The organism is Phycisphaeraceae bacterium, from assembly GCA_015709595.1.
Lineage (GTDB): Bacteria > Planctomycetota > Phycisphaerae > Phycisphaerales > SM1A02 > CAADGA01.
This window is the reverse complement of the sequence record CP054178.1, coordinates 905,823-924,986: the sequence shown is the minus strand read 5'-3', so window position 1 is coordinate 924,986 and position 19,164 is coordinate 905,823. Positions and strand designations below refer to the sequence as shown.

Genomic DNA, 19,164 nt, shown 5'->3' with positions numbered 1-19,164 from the left:
TTCGTGAGTGTGGGTGCGCTCGATCAGGCCGCGAGCAGCCGGTGCGTATCCGGCGGCGGTCGTGTCTCCAACCCCCGGCCGTCACGAGCGCGACGGCACCCGACCTTCGGGTCGGACGAGATTCATCACAACATGGTCGATTACAACCTGATCGGAGGCCTCCGGCTGGATGACGCGGAGGTCGAAACGCTGGTGCGCGAGGGTCTGGGCAAGGACGTGGCCGCCGGCAACATGGATTCGCTGCTGCAGGAGCAGATCAGCGATCTGTCTCCCGGCAGCATCCTCAAGGGCAGGATCGTTGGCATCGCGGGCGATGACGTGGTCATCGACGTGGGGCTCAAGTCCGAGGGGCTGGTCGCCAAGACCGAGTTTGAAAACCCCGGCGACATCGAGATCGGCGACACCGTGGAGGTGCTGCTGGAGCGCATCGAGGACGAGACCGGGGCCATCTCCATCTCCAAGCAGAAGGCCGACCGCATCCGCGGCTGGGAGCGGCTGCTGGAGAGCAAGGCCGAGGGCGACACGGTCGAAGGCACCGTGATGCGCAAGATCAAGGGCGGGCTGCTGGTGGATATCGGCGTGCCGGTGTTCCTGCCCGCCAGCCAGGTGGACATCCGCCGCCCGGCCGACATCGGCGAGTACATCGGCAAGACCATCCGGGCCAGCGTGCTCAAGATCGACATCGAGCGGCGCAACATCGTCATCTCCCGGCGCCGCCTGGTGGAACTGGAGCGCGAGGCCGCCAAGAAGAAGCTGCTGGAGACGGTGAAGGAAGGCGACACGGTGCGCGGCACAGTGACGAACATCGCCGACTTCGGCGCCTTCGTCGATCTGGGCGGTCTGGACGGGCTTCTGCACATCACCGACATGTCGTGGAGCCGCATCAATCATCCCTCCGAACTGGTCAAGATCGGCGATTCGATCCAGGTCAAGATTCTCAACATCGACTTCGAGAAGGAGAAGATCGCCCTGGGCCTCAAGCAGCTCGAAACCAGCCCGTGGGAGGCGATCGAGCAGCGCTACCCGGTGGGCAGCCGCGTGCGCGGCACGGTGGTGAATCTGGTGTCCTACGGCGCCTTCGTGAAGCTCGAGGACGGCGTCGAGGGCCTGGTCCACATCTCCGAGATGTCGTGGACGCGGCGCATCAACCACCCCTCCGAGCTGGTCAACGCCGGCGACGAGGTGGACGTGGTGGTGCTCGCCATCGACAAGGACAAGCAGGAGATCTCGCTGGGCATGAAGCAGACCGAGGTCAACCCCTGGGATCTGGTCAGCGAGAAGTACCCGGTGGGCACCATCATCGAGGGCAAGGTGCGCAACCTGGCCAACTACGGCGCCTTCATCGAGATCGAGCCGGGCATCGACGGCCTGCTCCACGTCTCCGACGTGTCGTGGACCAAGAAGATCGCCCATCCCAACGAAGTCTTCAAGAAGGGCGACGTGGTCCGCTGCGTCATCATCGAGGTGGACCAGGAGAAGCAGCGCATCGGCCTGGGGCTGAAGCAGCTTACCGAGGATCCGTGGCATCACGCGATCCCCGAGGCCTACCGCCCCGGCATGATCGTGCGCGGCAAGATCACCAAGATCACCAACTTCGGGGTGTTCGTCGAGTTGGAGAACGATCTCGAGGGTCTGCTGCACATCTCCGAGCTGGCCGACCACAAGGTCGAGAACCCGCAGGACATCGTCAAGCCGGGCGACGTGGTGGACGTCAAGATTCTCCGCGTCGATACCGACGAGCGCAAGATTGGTCTTTCGCTCAAGCGCGCCCAGTGGACCGACACCGGCGAAGAACGGGGCGAGGAGCCCGGCGCCGCACCCGCCAAGCCGCGCGTCAAGCCGCTCAAGCCCAAGCGCGGCGGCATGGACGACCACGGCGCCCTCGGCACCGACAAGATCTCCCTCGGCTGATCACGCTCGGCTGATCTGCGTCGCGCCATCACGAGCCCGCGTCCACCCGGACGCGGGCTTTTCGTTGATGGGTGATCCGCACCAGGAGTCGCAACGGAGACGCACAACGCGGCGCACTTCGTCGCTCACCAGTCGCTGACTTTCAACGGAATCCGGTTCACTCCGCGAGATGCCGCGACACCAGATTCCCCACCACTTCGTGCCCCAGTCGCGTCCAGTGCTGGTCGTAGGTGTAGTAGACCTGTCGGCCCCGGCGTGTGGCTTCGCGAAGCGCCTCGGTCGTGGAGAGAAACTCGATGCCCTCATCGGCACAGAACGACTGCACCACGCGCTCGGTGTTGCCCAGTCGCTCGAAGAATCGCTTGAAGAACGCTTCGGGCGGGGGCAGGTCATCCTCCTCCAGCGAGGCGAAGGCGTGCAGTCTTGCGACGTCGAGATGGTCGCGCACGATCGGCAGCACCACGTGAGGCGTGCTGGGGGCGTAGACCACGATCAACCGCGCTCCATCCTGCCGGCACGCCGCGTGGACGGCGCGGATCGCCTCCTGAGCCGTGATCCAGTCCTCCATGGCGCGGACTTCGTCCTCGGTTTTGTCGAGGTAGAGCATTCGCTTGGGCTTGAAGGCCACGTGATGCGTCGAGCCGTCCATCGCGGGAATGGCGAGCGGCATCCAGTCCACGGTCTCCTGCCCGGCGAACGACCCGCCCGCGTTCAGCCCGCCGAACACGCCGATGAACGTGGCCTTGACGGCGCGGACGATGGGCGAGTTCTTGATCTCGCGTCCGACCTGCCTTCCCAGGTCGCGGGCGGGGGCTTCCTCGCCTTCCTCGTCGCCGCCCCGCAGGTCGTTGCCCTCGTAGAGCATCAGCAGCACCACCTTCGGCTTCAGCGCCCGGCCGACGTGCTCGAAGTTGGCCCGGTACTGCGCGGGCGAAGAGCCGGACATGCCCAGGTTGTAGACCGACCGACCCGTCGCCGCGGCGACCAGCGCGGGCCAGCACTCATCGTCGCCCACGCGCGAGCCCTCGGCGAACGAGTCGCCCACCGCGAGAATCTCGCACGTATCCGGTACGCGCTGATTCCGAAAGCCGTTGGCGTCGCTGGTCAGCACGATCTCCTCGGTGGCGAAACCGGGCGGCGTGACGGGGTACGACCGCTTCGTGGGCGGCACATCGTGGTAGTGAACGCGGTAGCGCACGTTGGGCGGACGATGCCGCACGGGGAGCGCGGCGGTTCGATCTTCGCCCTCGAGGGCGTCGCTGGCCACCACGTACTTCTGCTGGTAGCGCGGGTCGGCGGCGAGCCGTCCGGCCACTTCAACGAAGGCCAGCCCCAGCAGCACGGCGAAGATCAGCGCCGCGACCTTGAACGCGCGGGTGCGGTCGGTCGATGGCCGCCGCACCTGCAGCCACGCCGCGAAGAGCAGGATGGGCGTCATGAAGAACAGCAGGGAGAAGTGATCGACCGAGTATCGCCCCAGCAGCACGTGTTCCTGATCGGCGACGAGACGGGCCACGTCGCCGCCCGGAACCCAGATGCCGACCGCCGCGAGCAGAAAGACCACGAGCAGCACCTTCTGGTGCGGCCGCATCCGGACGGGCATGGCGGCATGGGGCGTCGAAGTCATGCGTGAAGGATTCTACGGTTCCCCGTCGTTGAGCGCCGCCGGCGTTCGCGCGGTTCGTCTGCATGACCGGATCCTGGTCAGGGGCTGGCGCACGGGGCGTGCCCCTCGGCCTCGCGGCACGCCGACGCGCTCACCAGCGTCCGGTATCATGGCGTCATGGAACCGATCCTGTGGGTGCTCATCGGTGCGGCATTGGGCGGGGCGGTTGCCGCTGTGGTCTTCCTGCTGCGCCAGCGTGCCGGGGGCGAGGAGATCATCCACGTCCGGTCCCGCGCCGCGATGCTGGAGGAGCAGGTCCGCCAGCGCGAGACGGAAGCCGGTCGGCACCGCGCCGCCGCCGAGGAAGCCCACCACGCCCGCGAGCAGGCGGAGAAGCAGGCCGCGCTGGCCGAGGAGAGATTGCGAAATCGCGAGCAGCAACTGGAGGAGCAGCGGCGTCTGCTCATCGAGGCCGAGAAGAAACTGGCCGAGGCCTTTGAAGCCGCCGGCGCCAGGGCGCTGCGGTCCAACAACGAGCAGTTCCTGACATTGGCGAAGGAGACGTTCGAGAAGATTCTCACCGACGCCAAGGGGGACGTGGAGAAGAAGCAGCAGGCGATCGACGCCCTGCTCAAGCCCATCCGCGAGTCGCTGGAGAAGCATCACGTTGCGGTGGCCGAGCTGGAGAAGAAGCGCGAAGCCGCGTACGCCCGCGTGGATGAACAGATCAAGGTCATCGCCCAGTCGCACGAGACGCTGCGACAGGAGACGGGACGACTGGTCTCGGCTCTTCGCCGTCCCGAGCAGCGCGGCCGGTGGGGCGAGATTCAGCTGCGCAACGTGGTCGAACTGGCGGGAATGAGCGCACACTGCGACTTCAGCGAACAGGTGAGCGTGGGGGGGGTGGGCGGCGACGAGGGACGGCTGCGCCCCGACATGGTTGTCAAACTGCCGGGAGAAGGCGTGATTCCCGTCGATTCCAAGGTCGCGCTGGATGCCTACCTGAACGCCCTGCAGCCCGACGCTGACAAGGCCGCGGAGATGAAGCGCCACGTCCGCCAGGTGCAGGAGCACGTGAATCGACTCGCCGAGAAGCGCTACTGGGATCAGTTCGATCGCACGCCCGGCGTGGTGGTGCTGTTCATGCCGCTGGAATCCGCCCTGCACGCCGCGCTGGAGGTGAACCCCGACCTGCACGCCCAGGCGATGAGCCGCCACGTGCTCATCGCCACGCCCACGCTGCTGGTGGCCCTGCTGCGGGCCGTGGCGTACGGCTGGCAGCAGGAGGCGGTGGCCCGCAACGCCCGCGAAATCGCCGAGGCGGGCAAGGAACTCTACGACCGGCTCGCCAAGTTCGCCGAGCACTTCACGAAAGTCGGCACGAGTCTGGCCCGCGCCAACGCCAGTTACAACGACGCCGTGGGGTCGCTGGAGCGCAACCTGCTGCCTGCGGCGCGGAAGATCAAGGCGCTGCGCGCCACGGATCGGGAGGACCTTGAACCACCGCCGCAGATCGACGTGGAGCCGCGGACCATCACCGCGGCGGAGCTCAGCCCCGGATCACAGGAATCCTCGCGAGATTGACCGTCCGCCCCCTCGCCGCGCGGTACACTGCCCGTCACCCGCGGGAGAACACTCATGGACAAGCCCGGATCATCATCGCCCGCCAAGCCGCCCAGGTTCGATCCTGGCAAGCCCAAGGTGCTCTTCACCGGCAATTTCCTCAAGAACCACGTCTTCATCGGCTCCGATTCGGACAAGAAACAGGCCGAGAAGGTCTTTCTGCGCCGCGGCAAGGATGTGAGCACCGTCATCGTGTTCAACAGGAAGGAATTCGCGCAGTTCGCCGGCGAGGTCTTCTCCCGTCAGGAGGACTACAAGGCCAACCCCCGGCGCACCTTTCGCTCAGAGAAGGTCTACACCTACTGGTCGCGCGGCGGCGACACCGACAGCGACAAGAAACGCGCCAAGCCCGAGAAGGGCAAGATTCTCTATGGCGTCGAACCCAAACCCAAGTATGAGGGGATTCACCGGGTGAATCACCTCGAAGGAATGATGTAGGTCAGCGGCACAGGCGTTCAGTGGAGCGGCGCAGGCGTCCCGCCTGTGTTCCTCACCCTTCGCGCTCGATCCTGATCTCCGGCTCAAACACAATCCGCCTGATGGGTTTCGCCTTGGTCACGCGCGTGCCGCACTGCCTGCAGGTGGAGAGTTGGGGATCGGCCCAGAAGTCCTCCATCGCCTGGCGGAAGTGCTCCACGATGTCGGCGCAGTCGAAGCACTTGTCGTACACCAGGGCATGGCACTTCTCGCAGTAGAACTGCAGATGCTCCAGCTCGCCCGGCGGGCGGCGCATCTCGATCACCATGCCCAGCGTGTTGGGGGGGCGCGTGGGCGAGTGCGGCACGCCGCCGGGAATCCAGAACGTCTCACCCTCACGCACCGGCACGTCGCGGATGCGCCCGTTCTCGATGATGCGGACGACGATGTCGCCCTTGAGCTGCAGGAAGAACTCCTCCGAGTCGGTCTGGTGGAAGTCGTTGCGGGCGTTGGGCCCGGCGATGAGCATCACGAAGAAACCGGCGCCGTCGTACAGGTACTTGTTGCTCACCGGCGGGCGGAAGTCCTGCTTGTGCGTCTCCACCCACTTCATCAGGTTGACGGGTTCCAGCACATCCGTTCGGCAGAGCGTGGCGTCCCACGACTTGGAGAGCGTCGGCCTCGACGCGGTGGGAGCGGTGGTGGGAGCGGTGGGGGCCATGAGAGCTCCTTTCGATGAGGCGACAAATCATCGTAGGCGGCGCACCGCCGGCGATGGCGTCACGCGGCGGCTTCAGATCGCCTCGACGGCTCGCATCAATGCCTCCGGCAGCCCGCGCGGCCGCCCGTCGCGCCCCACGCACGCCAGCGTGGTCGCGGCGGTGGCGAGCAACTCCTCGCCACGGAAGAGTTCGTACCCGTGCTCGAGTTTCACGTGCCCGGCCTTCAACAGCGTGGTGCGCAGACGCAGCACATCGTCATACCGCGCCGGGCGGCGGTAGCGCACGTTCAGTTCGATGACCACGATGAACGCGCCCTGCTCCTCAATGTCGCGGTACCTGACGCCGGTCTGTCGCAGCAGTTCGGTGCGGCCCATCTCGAACCACACCGGGTACGCCGCGTGGTGGGCGTAGCCCATGGGGTCGCACTCCGCGTACCGAACGCGGAGGTCGAGGTCGCAGTGTGCCGGCGCGGCGGCTGGTTTGGGCATCATTCCTCCCGCGGCAGGGTGGACATCATCGCCTCCAGGCGCGACAGCCGCGATTCCAGTTCGGCGTTGCGGGCACGGAGCGACTCCACCTCGCTCCGCAGGGTGCGAATGGACTCGGCGGCCAAGACTTGTTCACGCCTGACCTCGGTCAGCGAGGTCTCGCCCGCGAGCAGGCGACGGGCCTGTTCGCGCACCATCGCGTGCAGCTCCTGGATCGCGGCGGCGGAGTAGATCGTGAGGGGGTAGGCATCCACCTGCAGGATTTCACTGCCGTCCGGCAGCGATTCGCCGCTGCTCTTCACGTGCTCGGGGAAGACCGTGGCGAACTCCTGTGCGATGACGTTGAGGTAGCGTCGATCCTCGATCTCGGGACGCGTCAGCCGGTACTCCGGGGTGTAACGGAACGACGTGAGGCGCACCCGGTCCAGCGTGCTTAGCGCGTCGCTGATGCTCTCGATGTCGGTCTTGATGCGCCGATCGCTGTTGGCCAGCCAGTCGCCTGCGGTGGTCTTGCTGGCGTTGCCCTGCACTTCGAGGACGTTGGTCGCCGCCGTCCTGCCGATGCCCACGCGTGGCGCCGTGGCCCGGGCGATCGAAAGCAGCGGTGTGGACTCGGTGAAGTTGGACTGGGCAATGATCTGAAACTGATTCAGGTTGCCCTCGTAGCGCAGGATCATGCCGAAGGATTTGGACTGCTGTTCAGCGAGAAAAATCTCGCTGTTCGTGTTGGCGTTGCTGGGCGTGATGAGCATCGAGCCGAGACCACCGGCCCCACGGATGTGCAGGTCGGCCTGGGGTGCGCTGGTCCCGATGCCCACCCCACCCGGCGCGTCGATCAGGAACTGGCCGGGGTCTGTGGACGCAAAGTCCACACCGGGGGCTACCCGGCCTGACCACACGAATGCCCCTTCGTGGGCGTTCTGCGTGACGGCCCGGTTGCCGCCGGCGAAACTGGAAGCCCCGCGCGCGGCATTGGCCACCCCGCCCGGCACAAAGGCGCCGACGCCCGACGCGATGTTATTGCGCCCAGCGACAACCGCGGCGTTCTCGCCTGTCACGGTGTTTGAGTCGCCGGCTCCGCTGAATCCGCGTCGTCCGCTGGTCTGGTTGCGGAATCCACCGGTAATGACGGCCTCCTCGCCGCTGACGGTGTTGGAGCGCCCAGCGCCGATGAATGAACTCGAACTCTCTGAGCGATTCAGTTCACCGCCCACGACCGCCGCGAGGCCGCCCGAAGCGAGATTTGTCACACCGCCGCCGACAAAGGCACTCGACGCAGTCGCCTGGTTGGCGGAACCCCCGCCAACGAAGGATGCGTCTCCGCTCGCGGTGTTCTGCAATCCGCCGACGACCACGGCGCCGAACACCGTCGCCTTGTTGACCTCGCCACCGCCCACGAAAGCGCGATTGCCTGAGGCGACGTTGCCGTCTCCGCCGGCGACCGTGGACTTGAGACCGGTGGCCTGGTTGGCGTGTCCGCCGCCGACTGTGGCGAAAATGGCGTCATCCGGGTTAGCGTTGTTGGTGCCAGCAACATTGCGAGCGCCGCCTCCGATCACCCCGTGGCGGTCGAAGACGCGGTTCGGCCCGGTCTGCGCGACTTCACTCTCGTCGCCTCCGCCGCCCGCGATCACGGCGAAGTCCGCGCGGGCTTCGTTGAAGCGTCCACCGCTGATGGTGGCGCGCCCACCCTGCGCCACGTTGACTTCACCGCCCGCCACCACGGAACCACTGCCAATTGCCTCGTTGGCGCCGCCGCCTCCGACCGTTGAGGTGGAACCGATCGCTCGGTTGCCGGTGCCTCCACCGATCGTGGCGAACCGCTGATTCTGTGGATTCCCGTCATCCAGCCCGACGTTGTTGAGTGAACCGCCGCCGATGGTTCCGAAGTCGTCGTGCACGAGGTTCGGGCCGGAACCAATGACCGAGTTGAACTCACCGCCCCCGCCGCCGATGGTGCTGAACGACGAGATGATCCGATTCTGCCTTCCTCCGCCGATGGTGGAGTCGATGCCGCCGGTGAAGTTTTGCCGGCCGCCGCTGACGACTGCGTACTTGCCCGCGGCGCTGTTCTCCGAGCCGCCGGCCACCACGGCGAAGTTGTCGTTGGTTTGATTCAGGTTGCCGCCACCGATGGTGGCGAAGTTGCCGGTGGCGATGTTGCCGTTGCCGCCACCGATTGTCGTTCGATCCGACAAGGCCTGATTGTTCAGTCCGCCTCCAACGGCCGCGAGGAGATCCGCCCGGTTACCTCGACCACCGGAGATCGTGCCGGAGTTCCCCGTGATGGAATTGGGCTGCTGATTGGAACCGCCGCCCGCGATGGTTGCGCCCACCACGTTGGAGAGAACGCTGTTGGCGGCGATGCCGCCGATGACGTTCGGCCCGGCGTTCTTCGGCTCGATGCGCAGTGCCCTCCGGTTGTTCACGCGGATCTCGAAGGCCTGATTGTCCGTCGTCCCGAGAAAGTTCGTGCCGGGATTCGTCCCCGCATTACCGGTGAGGAGCCACGAGCCGCCGCCATCCGGCTCGCCGGGTGACGTGGGCCGAACGGCTCCGAGGCCATCGCCCCTGCCCGGGATCACCGGGTGACCTGGACGTGCAAGGTCGCCGCTTCCTCGCCCGCCGGGGCCGACAGGCGAACCTGGTCCTCCGGGTCCGACGCCGCCGATGAATCCGAACCCGCGGCTGGCGTCGCTGCCGGTTGGCTGAACGGATCGGTGGCCATCACCAGGGGCGAAAGCGTCGGTCGAATCCCCCGCGTGAAGACCATGGCCCTCCGTCGCCCCCTCGCCCGTCACATTGACGCGCACATCCAGCGCGAACATGGCGAATGGCGTCAGCCGCATGGCCTGCCGGGGCGTGAGGGCGATGAACGGCTCATCGCTTCCGCTGCGCCGAACCTGAATCTCCAGCCAGCGCGGCCCGCCGGCGAAGGCCTCCCAGCCGAAGTCCAGCCGCGCCGCGAAGCGGCCGTCGAACATGGCGACATCGCATGCCTCGATCACGTCGCTCGTTGAGAACCCGCCGCTCTCCGCATCGAACAGGACGAACCGGAAGTCCAGCACCTCCGTGACCGGCAGGCCTTCCCACCACACCATGCCTTGGTAGGTGAAGCTCGAGGAGGGCGCGAATTGGTGATCGCCCCGCCGCGCTCCATCCTGCAACGCGGCCAACACGGTTGGCGACCAGCAGGCCGACCAGCCGGGCGCCGCCGCACCCATTGCCAGAGCCACGATCGAGCAGCCAACGACCGGACGCACACGAACACATCGACGCTTCATGTCGGACCTCCCGCCCACGGCATGTGGGATGACTTGCGATTTGTACCAAGGATTGCGCTCCATGCAAGGGCGACGCCCTGTTGAGCATCGGGCCACAGAGTGGTCTCCCGTGCTGCAGTGCTTGACTTCCCCACCTGCTTCGCCATCCTTCCCCGTCGAGAACCCGATGGGCATGGCACTTTCCCCCGCCAACCCGTGGCTGCCCGGCGCGATCCTGGCGCTGAGCGAGGTCGAGGACACACTCCTCATCGTTCTCATTCAACTCGTCGTGATCATCGCGGCGGCCCGCGTGTTCGCGGCCATCTTCCAGCGGCTGGGGCAGCCGATCGTGGTCGGCGAGATTCTCGCGGGGCTGCTGCTCGGCCCATCCATGCTGCGCATGCTGGGGCTGGTGCTGCCTGAGCCGGCGATGGAGTCCGTCCGTGATGCCTGGACCAGCGTCTTCAACCCCGAGGTCGGCCCCGTCTTCGGCGTGATGAGCCAGCTGGGGCTGATCTTCCTGCTCTTCCTGGTGGGACTGGAGTTCGACTTTTCCCACGTCAAGCGCAGCGGCAAGGCGTCGCTGCTTATCTCCATCACCGGCATCATCCTGCCCTTCGGCATGGGCTATGGACTCGCGATGGCGATGCACCCTCACGTGGCGCCGACCATCGACCTGCGCGGCTTCGCCCTGTTCATGGGTACCGCCATGTCCATCACCGCCATCCCCGTGCTGGGGCGGATCATGATGGAGCTGGACATCGCGCGCTCCCGGCTGGGCGCCATCACCATCACCAGCGCGGCGATTGACGACGCCTGCGGATGGATTCTGCTCGCCGCGGTCTCGGCGATGGTGCGATCCGCCTTCCACCCCGGCGACACGCTGCTCATGCTGGCCGAGTCCATCGGCTTCGCGCTGGGCATGATCTTCATCGCCCGCCCGATGCTCAAGCGATGGGCCAAGGCGGCGGTGAAGCGCGGCGGCGGGAACCTGGGGCTGGTGGACCTCGCCGCGCTGCTCATCATCATGTTCCTCTGCGCCATCGCCACCAACCTGATCGGCATCTTCTCGATCTTCGGCGCGTTCATCCTGGGGGCGACGCTGTCGGGCGAGCACGGGTTCCGCGAGGCGGTGCGCGGCCAGCTCAGCCGCTTCGTCACCGCGTTCTTTCTGCCCATCTTCTTCACGTACACGGGGCTGCGCACCGACGTGGGCACGCTCGAAGGGTGGATGCTCTGGGGCTTCGCCATCGCCGTGTCCGCCGTGGCCATTGCGGGCAAGTTCGGCGGCTGCACGCTGGCGGCCAGGTTCGGGGGGCTGTCGTGGCGTCAATCCTGCTGCGTGGGCGTGATGATGAACGCCCGCGCCCTGATGGAACTCATCGTCATCAACGTGGGGCACGACCTGGGCGTCATCCCATCCAGCGTCTTCTGCATGCTCGTCTTCATGGCGGTGCTCACCACCGTCATGACCACGCCCATCCTGGTGCGGGCCGCCAAAGGCACGGAGCTCGAACCCCTCATCGAGCAGTCGCCCTTCCGCAAGGGCGAGCGCCGCGATCAGACTTCGGTGGGATGACGCGCGCGACGTGATGAACTGCGCCACGGCTGTTTCAGCCGTGCGAGCGGGGCCTGGGACTCGACACCGCCGATGACCCATCGCGGCACGCCCTCGCCACGGTTGGACAGTTCCGCGCTTGGTGCAACCGCCGCACGGCCGAGACGGCCGTGGCACACCGCCAACCCGCACGGCTGCGGCGTGCGAAGCGTCGCATCATCGCCGACGACTGCCCACCCGCGCCACGAGTACGGCTCCGAGGTATCCCACCAGCAGGCCGCCCACGCCGAGCCCAAGCGTGTACCCCGCGCCGGCCCACCAACCCACGGCGAACAGCACGCTCAGCGCCAGCCCGATGCCCAGCCCCGTGAACAGACCCACTGCGGGCCATTGATTGTGGGCCCACATGGCCTCGGGGTCGTAGTCGTGCTCGGCAAGATCATCCGGCTCGGTCACGCGGAGATGATATCGCCGCGCAGCGCCGTCGCGCCGAAGCGCTGCGCCAGCACTCGCGCCCGGTATCGGAAGATGCCCAGCACATCCCGCCGCACGAACAGGGCGTGAATCAGCCCGCCGCCCCACACGCGATAGTCCACGCGATCGATCATCTGCGTTCCGCCGTCCACCGGCTCGAAGGTGTGCTCATGCACCCACCGGCGATACGGGCCGCGCACCTGCACATCCACGAAGCGCCGGGGCGGCTCCCACGCGGCGATCTCCGTGCGCCAGCGGATCGGCACGCCGCGCACCCGCAGGGCGTAGTCGATGAGCGCCCCCTGTCTCATCTCGATGGGCCGGGGCGTGAGAATGCGAAATCGCAGGAACGCGGGCGTGATCGCCTCCAGGTTGCCCGCGTCCGCGAAGAACGGAAACACCTGCTCCGGCGGCTCCGGCAGCCATTGCCGGCTGGTGAGCCGATAGCCGCCGGGGATGGGTTCGAGGGTTGGCTCCACGCGATCGTATTCGATGGCGGCGGGCATGCCGATTCGGCTGGTGCGATCTTTCAAAATATTCTGAAAACAGCATGCAAGGCGGGCCGTCTCGACGTATCATGACGTGATGCCCGCTCCCGCGCCTCAGCAGCCAGATGGTCCGTCCCGCTCGCGGCGTCGCAGCGCCTCGCGGGGGGCTGGCGGCCGCGCCTCGGGCGAACTCGCCAGGTCGCGGGAGCGTTTCATCGACATCTGGGGCCAGATGGGCTCCAAGTGGGGCATTCCGCGCACCATGGCCGAGGTTCACGCCCTGCTCTTCATCGAGGGCCGCCCGCTCAACACCGACGAGGTGATGCAGCGGCTTCGCATCAGCCGGGGCAACGCTTCGATGACCCTGCGGGCCCTGGCCGACTGGTCGCTCGTCCGCCGCACCCATCTGCCGGGCGACCGCAAGGAGTATTACGTCGCCGAGCAGGATGTGTGGAAGATGTTCCGCACCATCGTGCGCGAGCGCAAGAAGCGCGAGATCGACCCGCTGCTGGAGGCGCTGCGCGACTGCCGCGCCGAATCCACCGTCCCGGCCCGTCCGCGCGACATCGAAGCCGCCTCGGCGGAGCAGCACAACCGCCGGCTCGATGAACTGCTCAACTTCATGCATCTCTTCGACGCCCTGAGCCAGCGGTTCATCAGCCCCACCGGCGAGGGGCTGGATGTCGCGGCCAGAATCCTCTCCAAGGCATCCTGATCTCCTTCTCACCCGCGCCCGATCGCAGACTGGCTCCCATGTCTCCCGCCACGACCATCCTGACCGAGCCGCCCGGCGTTGTCGCTGAGCCCGCGCGGCGGGACATGCTCGAGGTGTTGATCACCTACGCCGTGGAGGCGACTGCCGCCGCCGCGCAGCTGGGGATTCCGCGGCCCCACCGCGCGGGCGATGCCCCGGGGCGGCTCACGCTGCGACTGGTCGGCGAGGCGGACGGCAAGGGGCGGCTGGACGTGGCGCTTTCATTCGATGGCGCCGAGCGCCGAATCGCCGCGTTTCCCCGCGTGCTGGTGGCCCGCGCTCAGCTGGGCGGGCTGCTGCACATCGACGCGGCGGACCCCTGCTCCAGCCGCCGCCTGCTGGCTCTGACGATTGACACCGCCACCGGCCGCGCCCTGTTCACCCGAAGCGAAGCCCCGACGCTGGCCGACCTGCCGGGCGGCGTGTACGAGGCGGGGGTGGTAAGGGTGGTGGATGGGAGGTGAGTGTGTGCGTGGGTGCGGCGTGTGTAGGGGTGTGTGTGTGCCTTGTCGTGATAGAGAGTGGTGGCGGCATGTTCACCGAACGCGGCATGAGGGATCGCGGGTGGCAGCGCGGGCGTCAGCGGCGCAGGCGTCTTGTCTGTAAGTCTCCACGGTGGCGCGGGTGTACCGCCTGCGATCGTTCAACCGGCTTCGATGGCCGGTCGGGCGATGTCAGCCATGTGCCTGAAACAGGCGCGCTTCTGCGGTTCACCTTGTTGGTGCTCGTACTCGTGGCAACCATGCAGTGGCCCTGCGACGCGTCCGCCCAGTATTTCGGCCCCTTCGACGAGGTCGCCTTCGAGCGCGTGGAGGAAACGCTGCGCGAGGCCGGGGCATCCGCCGAGCAGATCGCCGTGGCACGGACGTTTCACGACGCGATGATGGCGGAGATGCGCGCCGCGGAGAAGGTGAGGGATGATGTGCGGCTCTGGCTGAGCGGACACTACGTCGAAGGCATGCCGTGGCGCGACCCTGCCATGCTCAAGCGGTCGATCACAATCTATGCAGGCGTTGAACGGGGCGCATTCGAGTCGAGCGCTCTCGAACGTGACTTCTTCTCCCACGTGCGATCTCTCGTGGGGGTCGCAAGCGAACAGTTGGATGCCCTGGAGCGCGCCAATTTCAGGCGACGGATGCTGCGCCGCACCGACTGGTCGGTCGTCCTGCCGGACTCCGTGCCGCTTCTCGATGTCGTGACATGGGTGAAGTCCAACGTGCCGCACGCGATGTCGGACGAAGTGGCATCGCATCTCCTCGAACAGTACGAACGCACACTTCACACTCTGCTCGTCGACTTCTATGAAATCACCGTGTCCTGGGCTGCCGACTCGATGCGGCAGTTGGTCGAGGCCCTTCCGCTCCACGCCGCCGGCCGCCTCGACGAGGCGGCCATGCGGCGCATCCTGGCGCGGCGCATCCGGATCGGCACGCTGCTCGATGAGGCCCGACGCCTCACCCGCTCGACGATGGATGAACTGGCCGCACTGTTGCCGCAGCACGCCCCGATGATCCTCGCCGCGGTGGATGAACACGAGGTGGACTGCCTTGCGCCGGAATACACCCGGCTGATAGAGCGTCTCGGGACGCTTCGCAAGGAGCACGCCGAATCCGATGTGATGGTCGAATCGCTCAACTCCATCGAGCAGCGCCTCGCCGCCGCGCGGGCCGGTCGCAAGCCGGTCCTGCTGCAGCGGCTTCACGTCCTGCAACGCCCGCAGGTCCACGAGGAGTGGGCGTTGACGGTCTTTCCACGGACGATCGACCCGGCGCCGGCCGACCGCGCCGAAGCCCACCGCTTCGAGCCGGCGGGATACGCGGAGTATCTCGACGTCGTGCGCGGCTACCGCGAAGCCATCAAGGCACTCGATGAAGAACTGACGCAACGGCTCCAACAGCACCCCGGGGGCTTGCCATGAGCCGACGTGTGCGATTGCTCATCTCCTGGCTCTTGTTCACGGCCATGGTCGCCAGCGCGGTGAACGCAGTCGCCCAGGACATGCGCCCCACCGACACCGGCGTGCCGCGCTGGACGAGTGAAGAGTTGGAGCAGTTCATCACCGCCGCGGGTCTGGCCGACACGCCGACCGCCGACCAAGTTCGCGCCGCGCACGCCGCCCTCGCCGCCGGGCACACGCGCGCCAGGGCGGAGATGGTCGAGGCATACCGCCTCATGGGCGAGCGGCGGATGCAGTGGCATCGGGACAACCCCAACGGGCCCGACCCCATGCAGGAGTTTGGCGAGGACTTTGGCAACGCCGAAATCTACTGGACGTGGGTCGAAGGATTCGAACAGCGTGAAGCACAGTTCCTGACCGAAGTCGGGTCCGCGCTCGAGGGCGACGCGGCGACCGTCTTCACACGGTGGAAGCACGACCTCAACCGCAAGCACACGTTGGCACACGTCCGCGATGGGTGGGCCTACTTGTCGGGCAGCCGATCGCTGATGAACCTCTCGGAGATTCTCGACTCGATCGGTCTGAGCGAGGAAGCCAGGCGCGAACTGTCGGATGCCGAGGAGGCCTACGCCCAGGCCATGCACGCGGCGATCGACGGGTTCTACTGCTGGGAAGTGGAGCAGGGCAGGACGTGGCGGACGAACTACATTCCCCGGCGCGAGCGCGGCACGCCCGTCGCCGAGCGCAAGCGGGCCGCGCTGGTGGACCTGTTTCACGAGCAGGGCACGCGCATCCGCCGCATCGCCACGGTGAACGAGCAACACATCGCCATCCTGCGCGCCCGGCTGCCCGACAGCGAGGCCATCGCGTTTCAGGACGCCGTCGATCGGGCGCGGCACCCGGAGGTCTTCCGCCACTGCCCCGTGGAAATCGCCATCACACGGCTGCGCGAACTTCGCGGCATCACACCCGAGCAACTCGCCGCGGCGGAGCAGGCGTGGAACGACTACGCCGCCCGGCGCGACGCCCTGCGGCGGCGCATCGTGCTCGCGTTTGACCGATGGGAGTCGCCCGAGCGAATGGCACGGCGTGAAGCGCGGCGGATCGAGCAGACCATCACCGAAGAGGCGCTGCCGCCCGAGCCGGACGCCGCTGACCACCCGGCCATCCCGCTGATGCAGCGTTCGATGGACCTGGCGAAACAGGGGGCGATGGACCTCGCCGCAGCGCTGGGCGGGGCGGAGGCGGTGGCGCGGCTGCCGCTGGACATCCGGCTCGCGCTCAACTGGTTCGAGACCGACCCGCAGCCGAAGCGGTGACGGACCGCGGCTCGCGGAGCCGTGACGCACCCCTGACGGATACTCAAAAACGGCCCCGCCGCAACGAGTGCGGCGGGGCCATCCGAGGAGAGGAGGAGAGAGCACGTTGTGCCTGCCGTGCGGCAGGTGTGGCTTCATGGAACAATACTGTTCCCGAGCCCCAGTTGTTCCCTCATTTCCTCGGAAAACGATTCGATCACTTCCACGCCCTTTTCCCCCTCGGCAGGCCGGGAATCGACCACCACCACCGCCAGCGACTTTGTGACGGGAATCACAACGTTGCGGCTGGCGGCGAACACGGGTTTCAGGGCCGGGCGGGACGCGACGAACTCGAAGTACGCCTCCGAGGCGAAGAGCACCAGTACGGTCCGCATCCTGGCGTCGAAATCGGCATCCACGAGGAAGGGACCGACGCGGTTGTACCACCTGCCGGCGATCTTGCGCGTGGCCAGTTCGTTCTGGTTCAGCCGAGCTCCATCCGCGCTGGTGCTTTCGCGCAGGCGCTGCTGGTACTCGGAAAGGATGGTCGCGGCCCGCCCGGCGGACTGCTTCATGGCGTCCTCGGCTTCGTCGAGCGTGATGCCCCGGTCGCCGCCTTCTCTTGCCGCGCCGCCGAACCCGCCTCCGCCGCCTGAGCCGCCCCGCCCGATACTGTCGCTGGCAGGGGCGCCGCCGCCGCCCGGCACGCCCGGACGGGCGTCCACCGGCAGGTCGCGCAGGCGCTCGAACTGCTCGGCCCGTCGCCTCGGGTCCATGGGGCGCGGCATGGGGATGGGCTGACCCGGACGGCCTTCCGGCGCGACGAGCCAACTGGTGTAGGGCGTCTGGATGCCGTACTCCTGGCTGAGCGCGATGACTTCCTTGACAAGTTCCTCGTTCTCGCCGCGCTGGCGGATTTCATCGAGAATCCAGCCGATCTTCCGCCCCGCCCAGATGGACGGTACGTAGGCGGCCGACTCGGTGCTGGTGAACGCCACGTTGGGCCATGAGAACTCCACGCGCTTGCCCGCCCGCATCGCCGAGAGTTTCACGGGCCCTGTCTGAGCCCGCTCGAACTTGCCCGCGATGGTGAGCTGCTGGCCGTGATACAGGTCGCCCAGCGTGACAGGAAAGCGCTCCGTCACGCCGATGTCGGGCAGTGTGAGCGTCAGCCCCGTCAGCACCGGCTGTGAGATGGTGCCGAAGAAGTCGCCCAGCACGAGTTCCAGGTTCTCACCCGGCTGCACGTACACGGGGCGGCCCTGGTAGGTGGTGGCCAGGCGATCGAGCAGCAGCGTGTTGACATCGTGCCCGACGCCGAAGGGGAAGACTCTCCAGTCGTCGGCGCGGGCGTCTCGCCCGCGATCGTCAATCACTTTCTTCAGCGCCTCCATCGTCTGGTCGGGCGTGTGATTGCCCTGACCGTCGGTGATGAACACCACGACATAGGGTCGGTCATCTCCCTCGGGCCGATTGGCCTTCATCCCGGCCACGTGGACGAGGGTGTCGGTGATATTGGTGCCCCCTGCGGCCTGGAATTTGTCGATGAAGGCGCGGGCGCGGTCCTTGTTCTCCTTGCTGGCGGGCGCGACCTGCTCGAAGAGCACATCGAACCCCGTGGAGAAGCGCACAATGCTGAAGCGGTCGTTCTCCTTGAGCTGCTCGACGCAGTACTTGAGCGCCTCGCGGGCCTGCTTGATCTTCTCGCCCGCCATCGAGCCGCTGGTGTCGATGACGAAGACCACGTCCTGCGGCACGTACTCCTCGTCCGGCCACAGTTGCTTGGGCGTGAGCATGAGCAGGAAGTGCCCCGCATCGCCCTCGCTGGGCTTGTGGGCGATGACCGACAGCCCCAGGTCGGCGGAGTCGTTGGAGTAGAGCAGGATGAAGTCGTCTTCCAGCGAGCCGCCCGCCGCTTCGTAGGCGATCTTGGCCTTGAACTCGCCGTCGCGCACGATCTCCACCGAGTGGGTGGGCGACCAGATGTTCTTGAGCGGCTTGGCGGTATCGAGGTCGATGGCGAACCGCACCGTGCCGTACGCCCGGCCTCCCGTGCCTGTGGTGCGCAGCGGATAGTGGTAGCCGGTCATGCCCGAGAGCGGGCGGCACACCTGCTGGTACGACACCTTGATCGTGGTATCGCTCTTGGGCTCGACGGGGAAGACCCGCATCCGCAGCAGGCGGCGGCCGATGAACTCGATCAGCCCGGGATCCTTGGCCTGGCGCACGATGGCCTCGTAGATCCGCCGGGCTTCGTCCGCGGGCAGCACCTCGCCCTCGACCATCTTGCCGTTGAAGGTCATCTGGAAGTTGGTGAGATCGGCCTCTTCCGGCAGGGGGAAGATGTAGGTGGCTTCCAGCCGCTGATTCGTGTCGTTGCGGAAGGTCTGGGTGAGGGTGGTCAGGGCCACCTGATCGTGGATCTTGACGTCCACCAGGTGGTCCGTGATCCGCAGGGGCGGCAGGTTGCGGTCGCTGGGCACCAGCAGGCCGGAGCCGCGGGCTGGCGCGGCGAGGGCGAGAACGGACAGAACCGCCAGGAACAGGGCGACGAAGCGAGGGGTCGGCCGCATGGAATGTCCTCCCGTCGGATGGTGCGGGCAGGGGATCGAGTGCGGCGGGTTCCCGATGGGAAACGCGCGCACGGGTTTCCCCCTGTGATACG

At 67.0% G+C, this 19,164-nt stretch carries 15 protein-coding genes; 8 read left to right on the top strand and 7 right to left on the bottom strand.

The window, feature by feature from the left end:
• Positions 1-132: 132 nt before the first annotated feature.
• Positions 133-1,911, top strand: coding sequence for a 30S ribosomal protein S1 (locus HRU76_03915; protein ID QOJ16781.1), 1,779 nt, complete (start codon positions 133-135; stop codon positions 1,909-1,911).
• A gap of 157 nt (positions 1,912-2,068) precedes the next feature.
• Here the strand turns inward: HRU76_03915 and HRU76_03910 are convergent, their stop codons facing one another.
• Positions 2,069-3,538: a hypothetical protein gene (locus tag HRU76_03910; GenBank protein ID QOJ16780.1), complete on the bottom strand. Its 1,470-nt coding sequence runs from the start codon at positions 3,536-3,538 to the stop codon at positions 2,069-2,071.
• Between the two features lie 156 nt (positions 3,539-3,694).
• Between HRU76_03910 and rmuC the strand changes: the two genes are divergently transcribed.
• Both rmuC and HRU76_03900 read left to right on the top strand, forming a co-directional pair.
• Positions 3,695-5,101, top strand: coding sequence for a DNA recombination protein RmuC (rmuC, locus tag HRU76_03905; GenBank protein QOJ16779.1), 1,407 nt, complete (start codon positions 3,695-3,697; stop codon positions 5,099-5,101).
• Between the two features lie 54 nt (positions 5,102-5,155).
• On the top strand, positions 5,156-5,578 hold the full coding sequence (locus tag HRU76_03900; GenBank protein QOJ16778.1) for a hypothetical protein: 423 nt from the start codon (positions 5,156-5,158) through the stop codon (positions 5,576-5,578).
• A gap of 52 nt (positions 5,579-5,630) precedes the next feature.
• Here HRU76_03900 and nbaC read toward each other — a convergent pair whose 3' ends face one another.
• From nbaC to HRU76_03885, 3 genes are all read right to left on the bottom strand, one after another.
• Positions 5,631-6,278, bottom strand: coding sequence for a 3-hydroxyanthranilate 3,4-dioxygenase (nbaC, locus tag HRU76_03895; GenBank protein QOJ16777.1), 648 nt, complete (start codon positions 6,276-6,278; stop codon positions 5,631-5,633).
• A 72-nt stretch (positions 6,279-6,350) separates the two neighbouring features.
• On the bottom strand, positions 6,351-6,767 hold the full coding sequence (locus tag HRU76_03890) for an acyl-CoA thioesterase (protein QOJ19087.1): 417 nt from the start codon (positions 6,765-6,767) through the stop codon (positions 6,351-6,353).
• Positions 6,767-10,003, bottom strand: a complete 3,237-nt coding sequence (locus HRU76_03885; protein QOJ16776.1) for a tail fiber domain-containing protein — start codon at positions 10,001-10,003, stop codon at positions 6,767-6,769. Before HRU76_03885 ends, HRU76_03890 begins: the two co-directional genes overlap by 1 nt.
• A gap of 220 nt (positions 10,004-10,223) precedes the next feature.
• On the opposite strand from HRU76_03885, the gene HRU76_03880 reads away from it, so the two are divergent.
• On the top strand, positions 10,224-11,609 hold the full coding sequence (locus tag HRU76_03880) for a cation:proton antiporter (GenBank protein QOJ16775.1): 1,386 nt from the start codon (positions 10,224-10,226) through the stop codon (positions 11,607-11,609).
• Positions 11,610-11,804: 195 nt separating this feature from the next.
• Here the strand turns inward: HRU76_03880 and HRU76_03875 are convergent, their stop codons facing one another.
• Together HRU76_03875 and HRU76_03870 are read right to left on the bottom strand one after the other, a co-directional pair.
• The gene (locus tag HRU76_03875; GenBank protein ID QOJ16774.1) at positions 11,805-12,044 is read right to left on the bottom strand and encodes a hypothetical protein; all 240 of its coding nucleotides are present in this window, start codon (positions 12,042-12,044) and stop codon (positions 11,805-11,807) included.
• Positions 12,041-12,568: an SRPBCC family protein gene (locus HRU76_03870; protein QOJ16773.1), complete on the bottom strand. Its 528-nt coding sequence runs from the start codon at positions 12,566-12,568 to the stop codon at positions 12,041-12,043. The genes HRU76_03875 and HRU76_03870 overlap by 4 nt, the downstream gene beginning before the upstream one ends.
• A 79-nt stretch (positions 12,569-12,647) precedes the next feature.
• On the opposite strand from HRU76_03870, the gene HRU76_03865 reads away from it, so the two are divergent.
• From HRU76_03865 to HRU76_03850, 4 genes are all read left to right on the top strand, one after another.
• Positions 12,648-13,265, top strand: a complete 618-nt coding sequence (locus HRU76_03865; GenBank protein ID QOJ16772.1) for a MarR family transcriptional regulator — start codon at positions 12,648-12,650, stop codon at positions 13,263-13,265.
• Positions 13,266-13,303: 38 nt separating this feature from the next.
• Positions 13,304-13,768, top strand: a complete 465-nt coding sequence (locus HRU76_03860) for a hypothetical protein (protein ID QOJ16771.1) — start codon at positions 13,304-13,306, stop codon at positions 13,766-13,768.
• Positions 13,769-14,037: 269 nt separating this feature from the next.
• Positions 14,038-15,222 carry a hypothetical protein gene (locus HRU76_03855; GenBank protein ID QOJ16770.1) on the top strand — a complete coding sequence of 395 codons (1,185 nt, stop codon included), beginning with the start codon at positions 14,038-14,040 and terminating at the stop codon, positions 15,220-15,222.
• The gene (locus HRU76_03850; GenBank protein QOJ16769.1) at positions 15,219-16,520 is read left to right on the top strand and encodes a hypothetical protein; all 1,302 of its coding nucleotides are present in this window, start codon (positions 15,219-15,221) and stop codon (positions 16,518-16,520) included. The genes HRU76_03855 and HRU76_03850 overlap by 4 nt, the downstream gene beginning before the upstream one ends.
• 134 nt (positions 16,521-16,654) lie before the next feature.
• Here the strand turns inward: HRU76_03850 and HRU76_03845 are convergent, their stop codons facing one another.
• Entirely contained in the window at positions 16,655-19,072 is a 2,418-nt protein-coding gene (locus HRU76_03845; GenBank protein ID QOJ16768.1) for a VWA domain-containing protein, read from the bottom strand.
• Between the last annotated feature and the right edge of the window lie 92 nt (positions 19,073-19,164).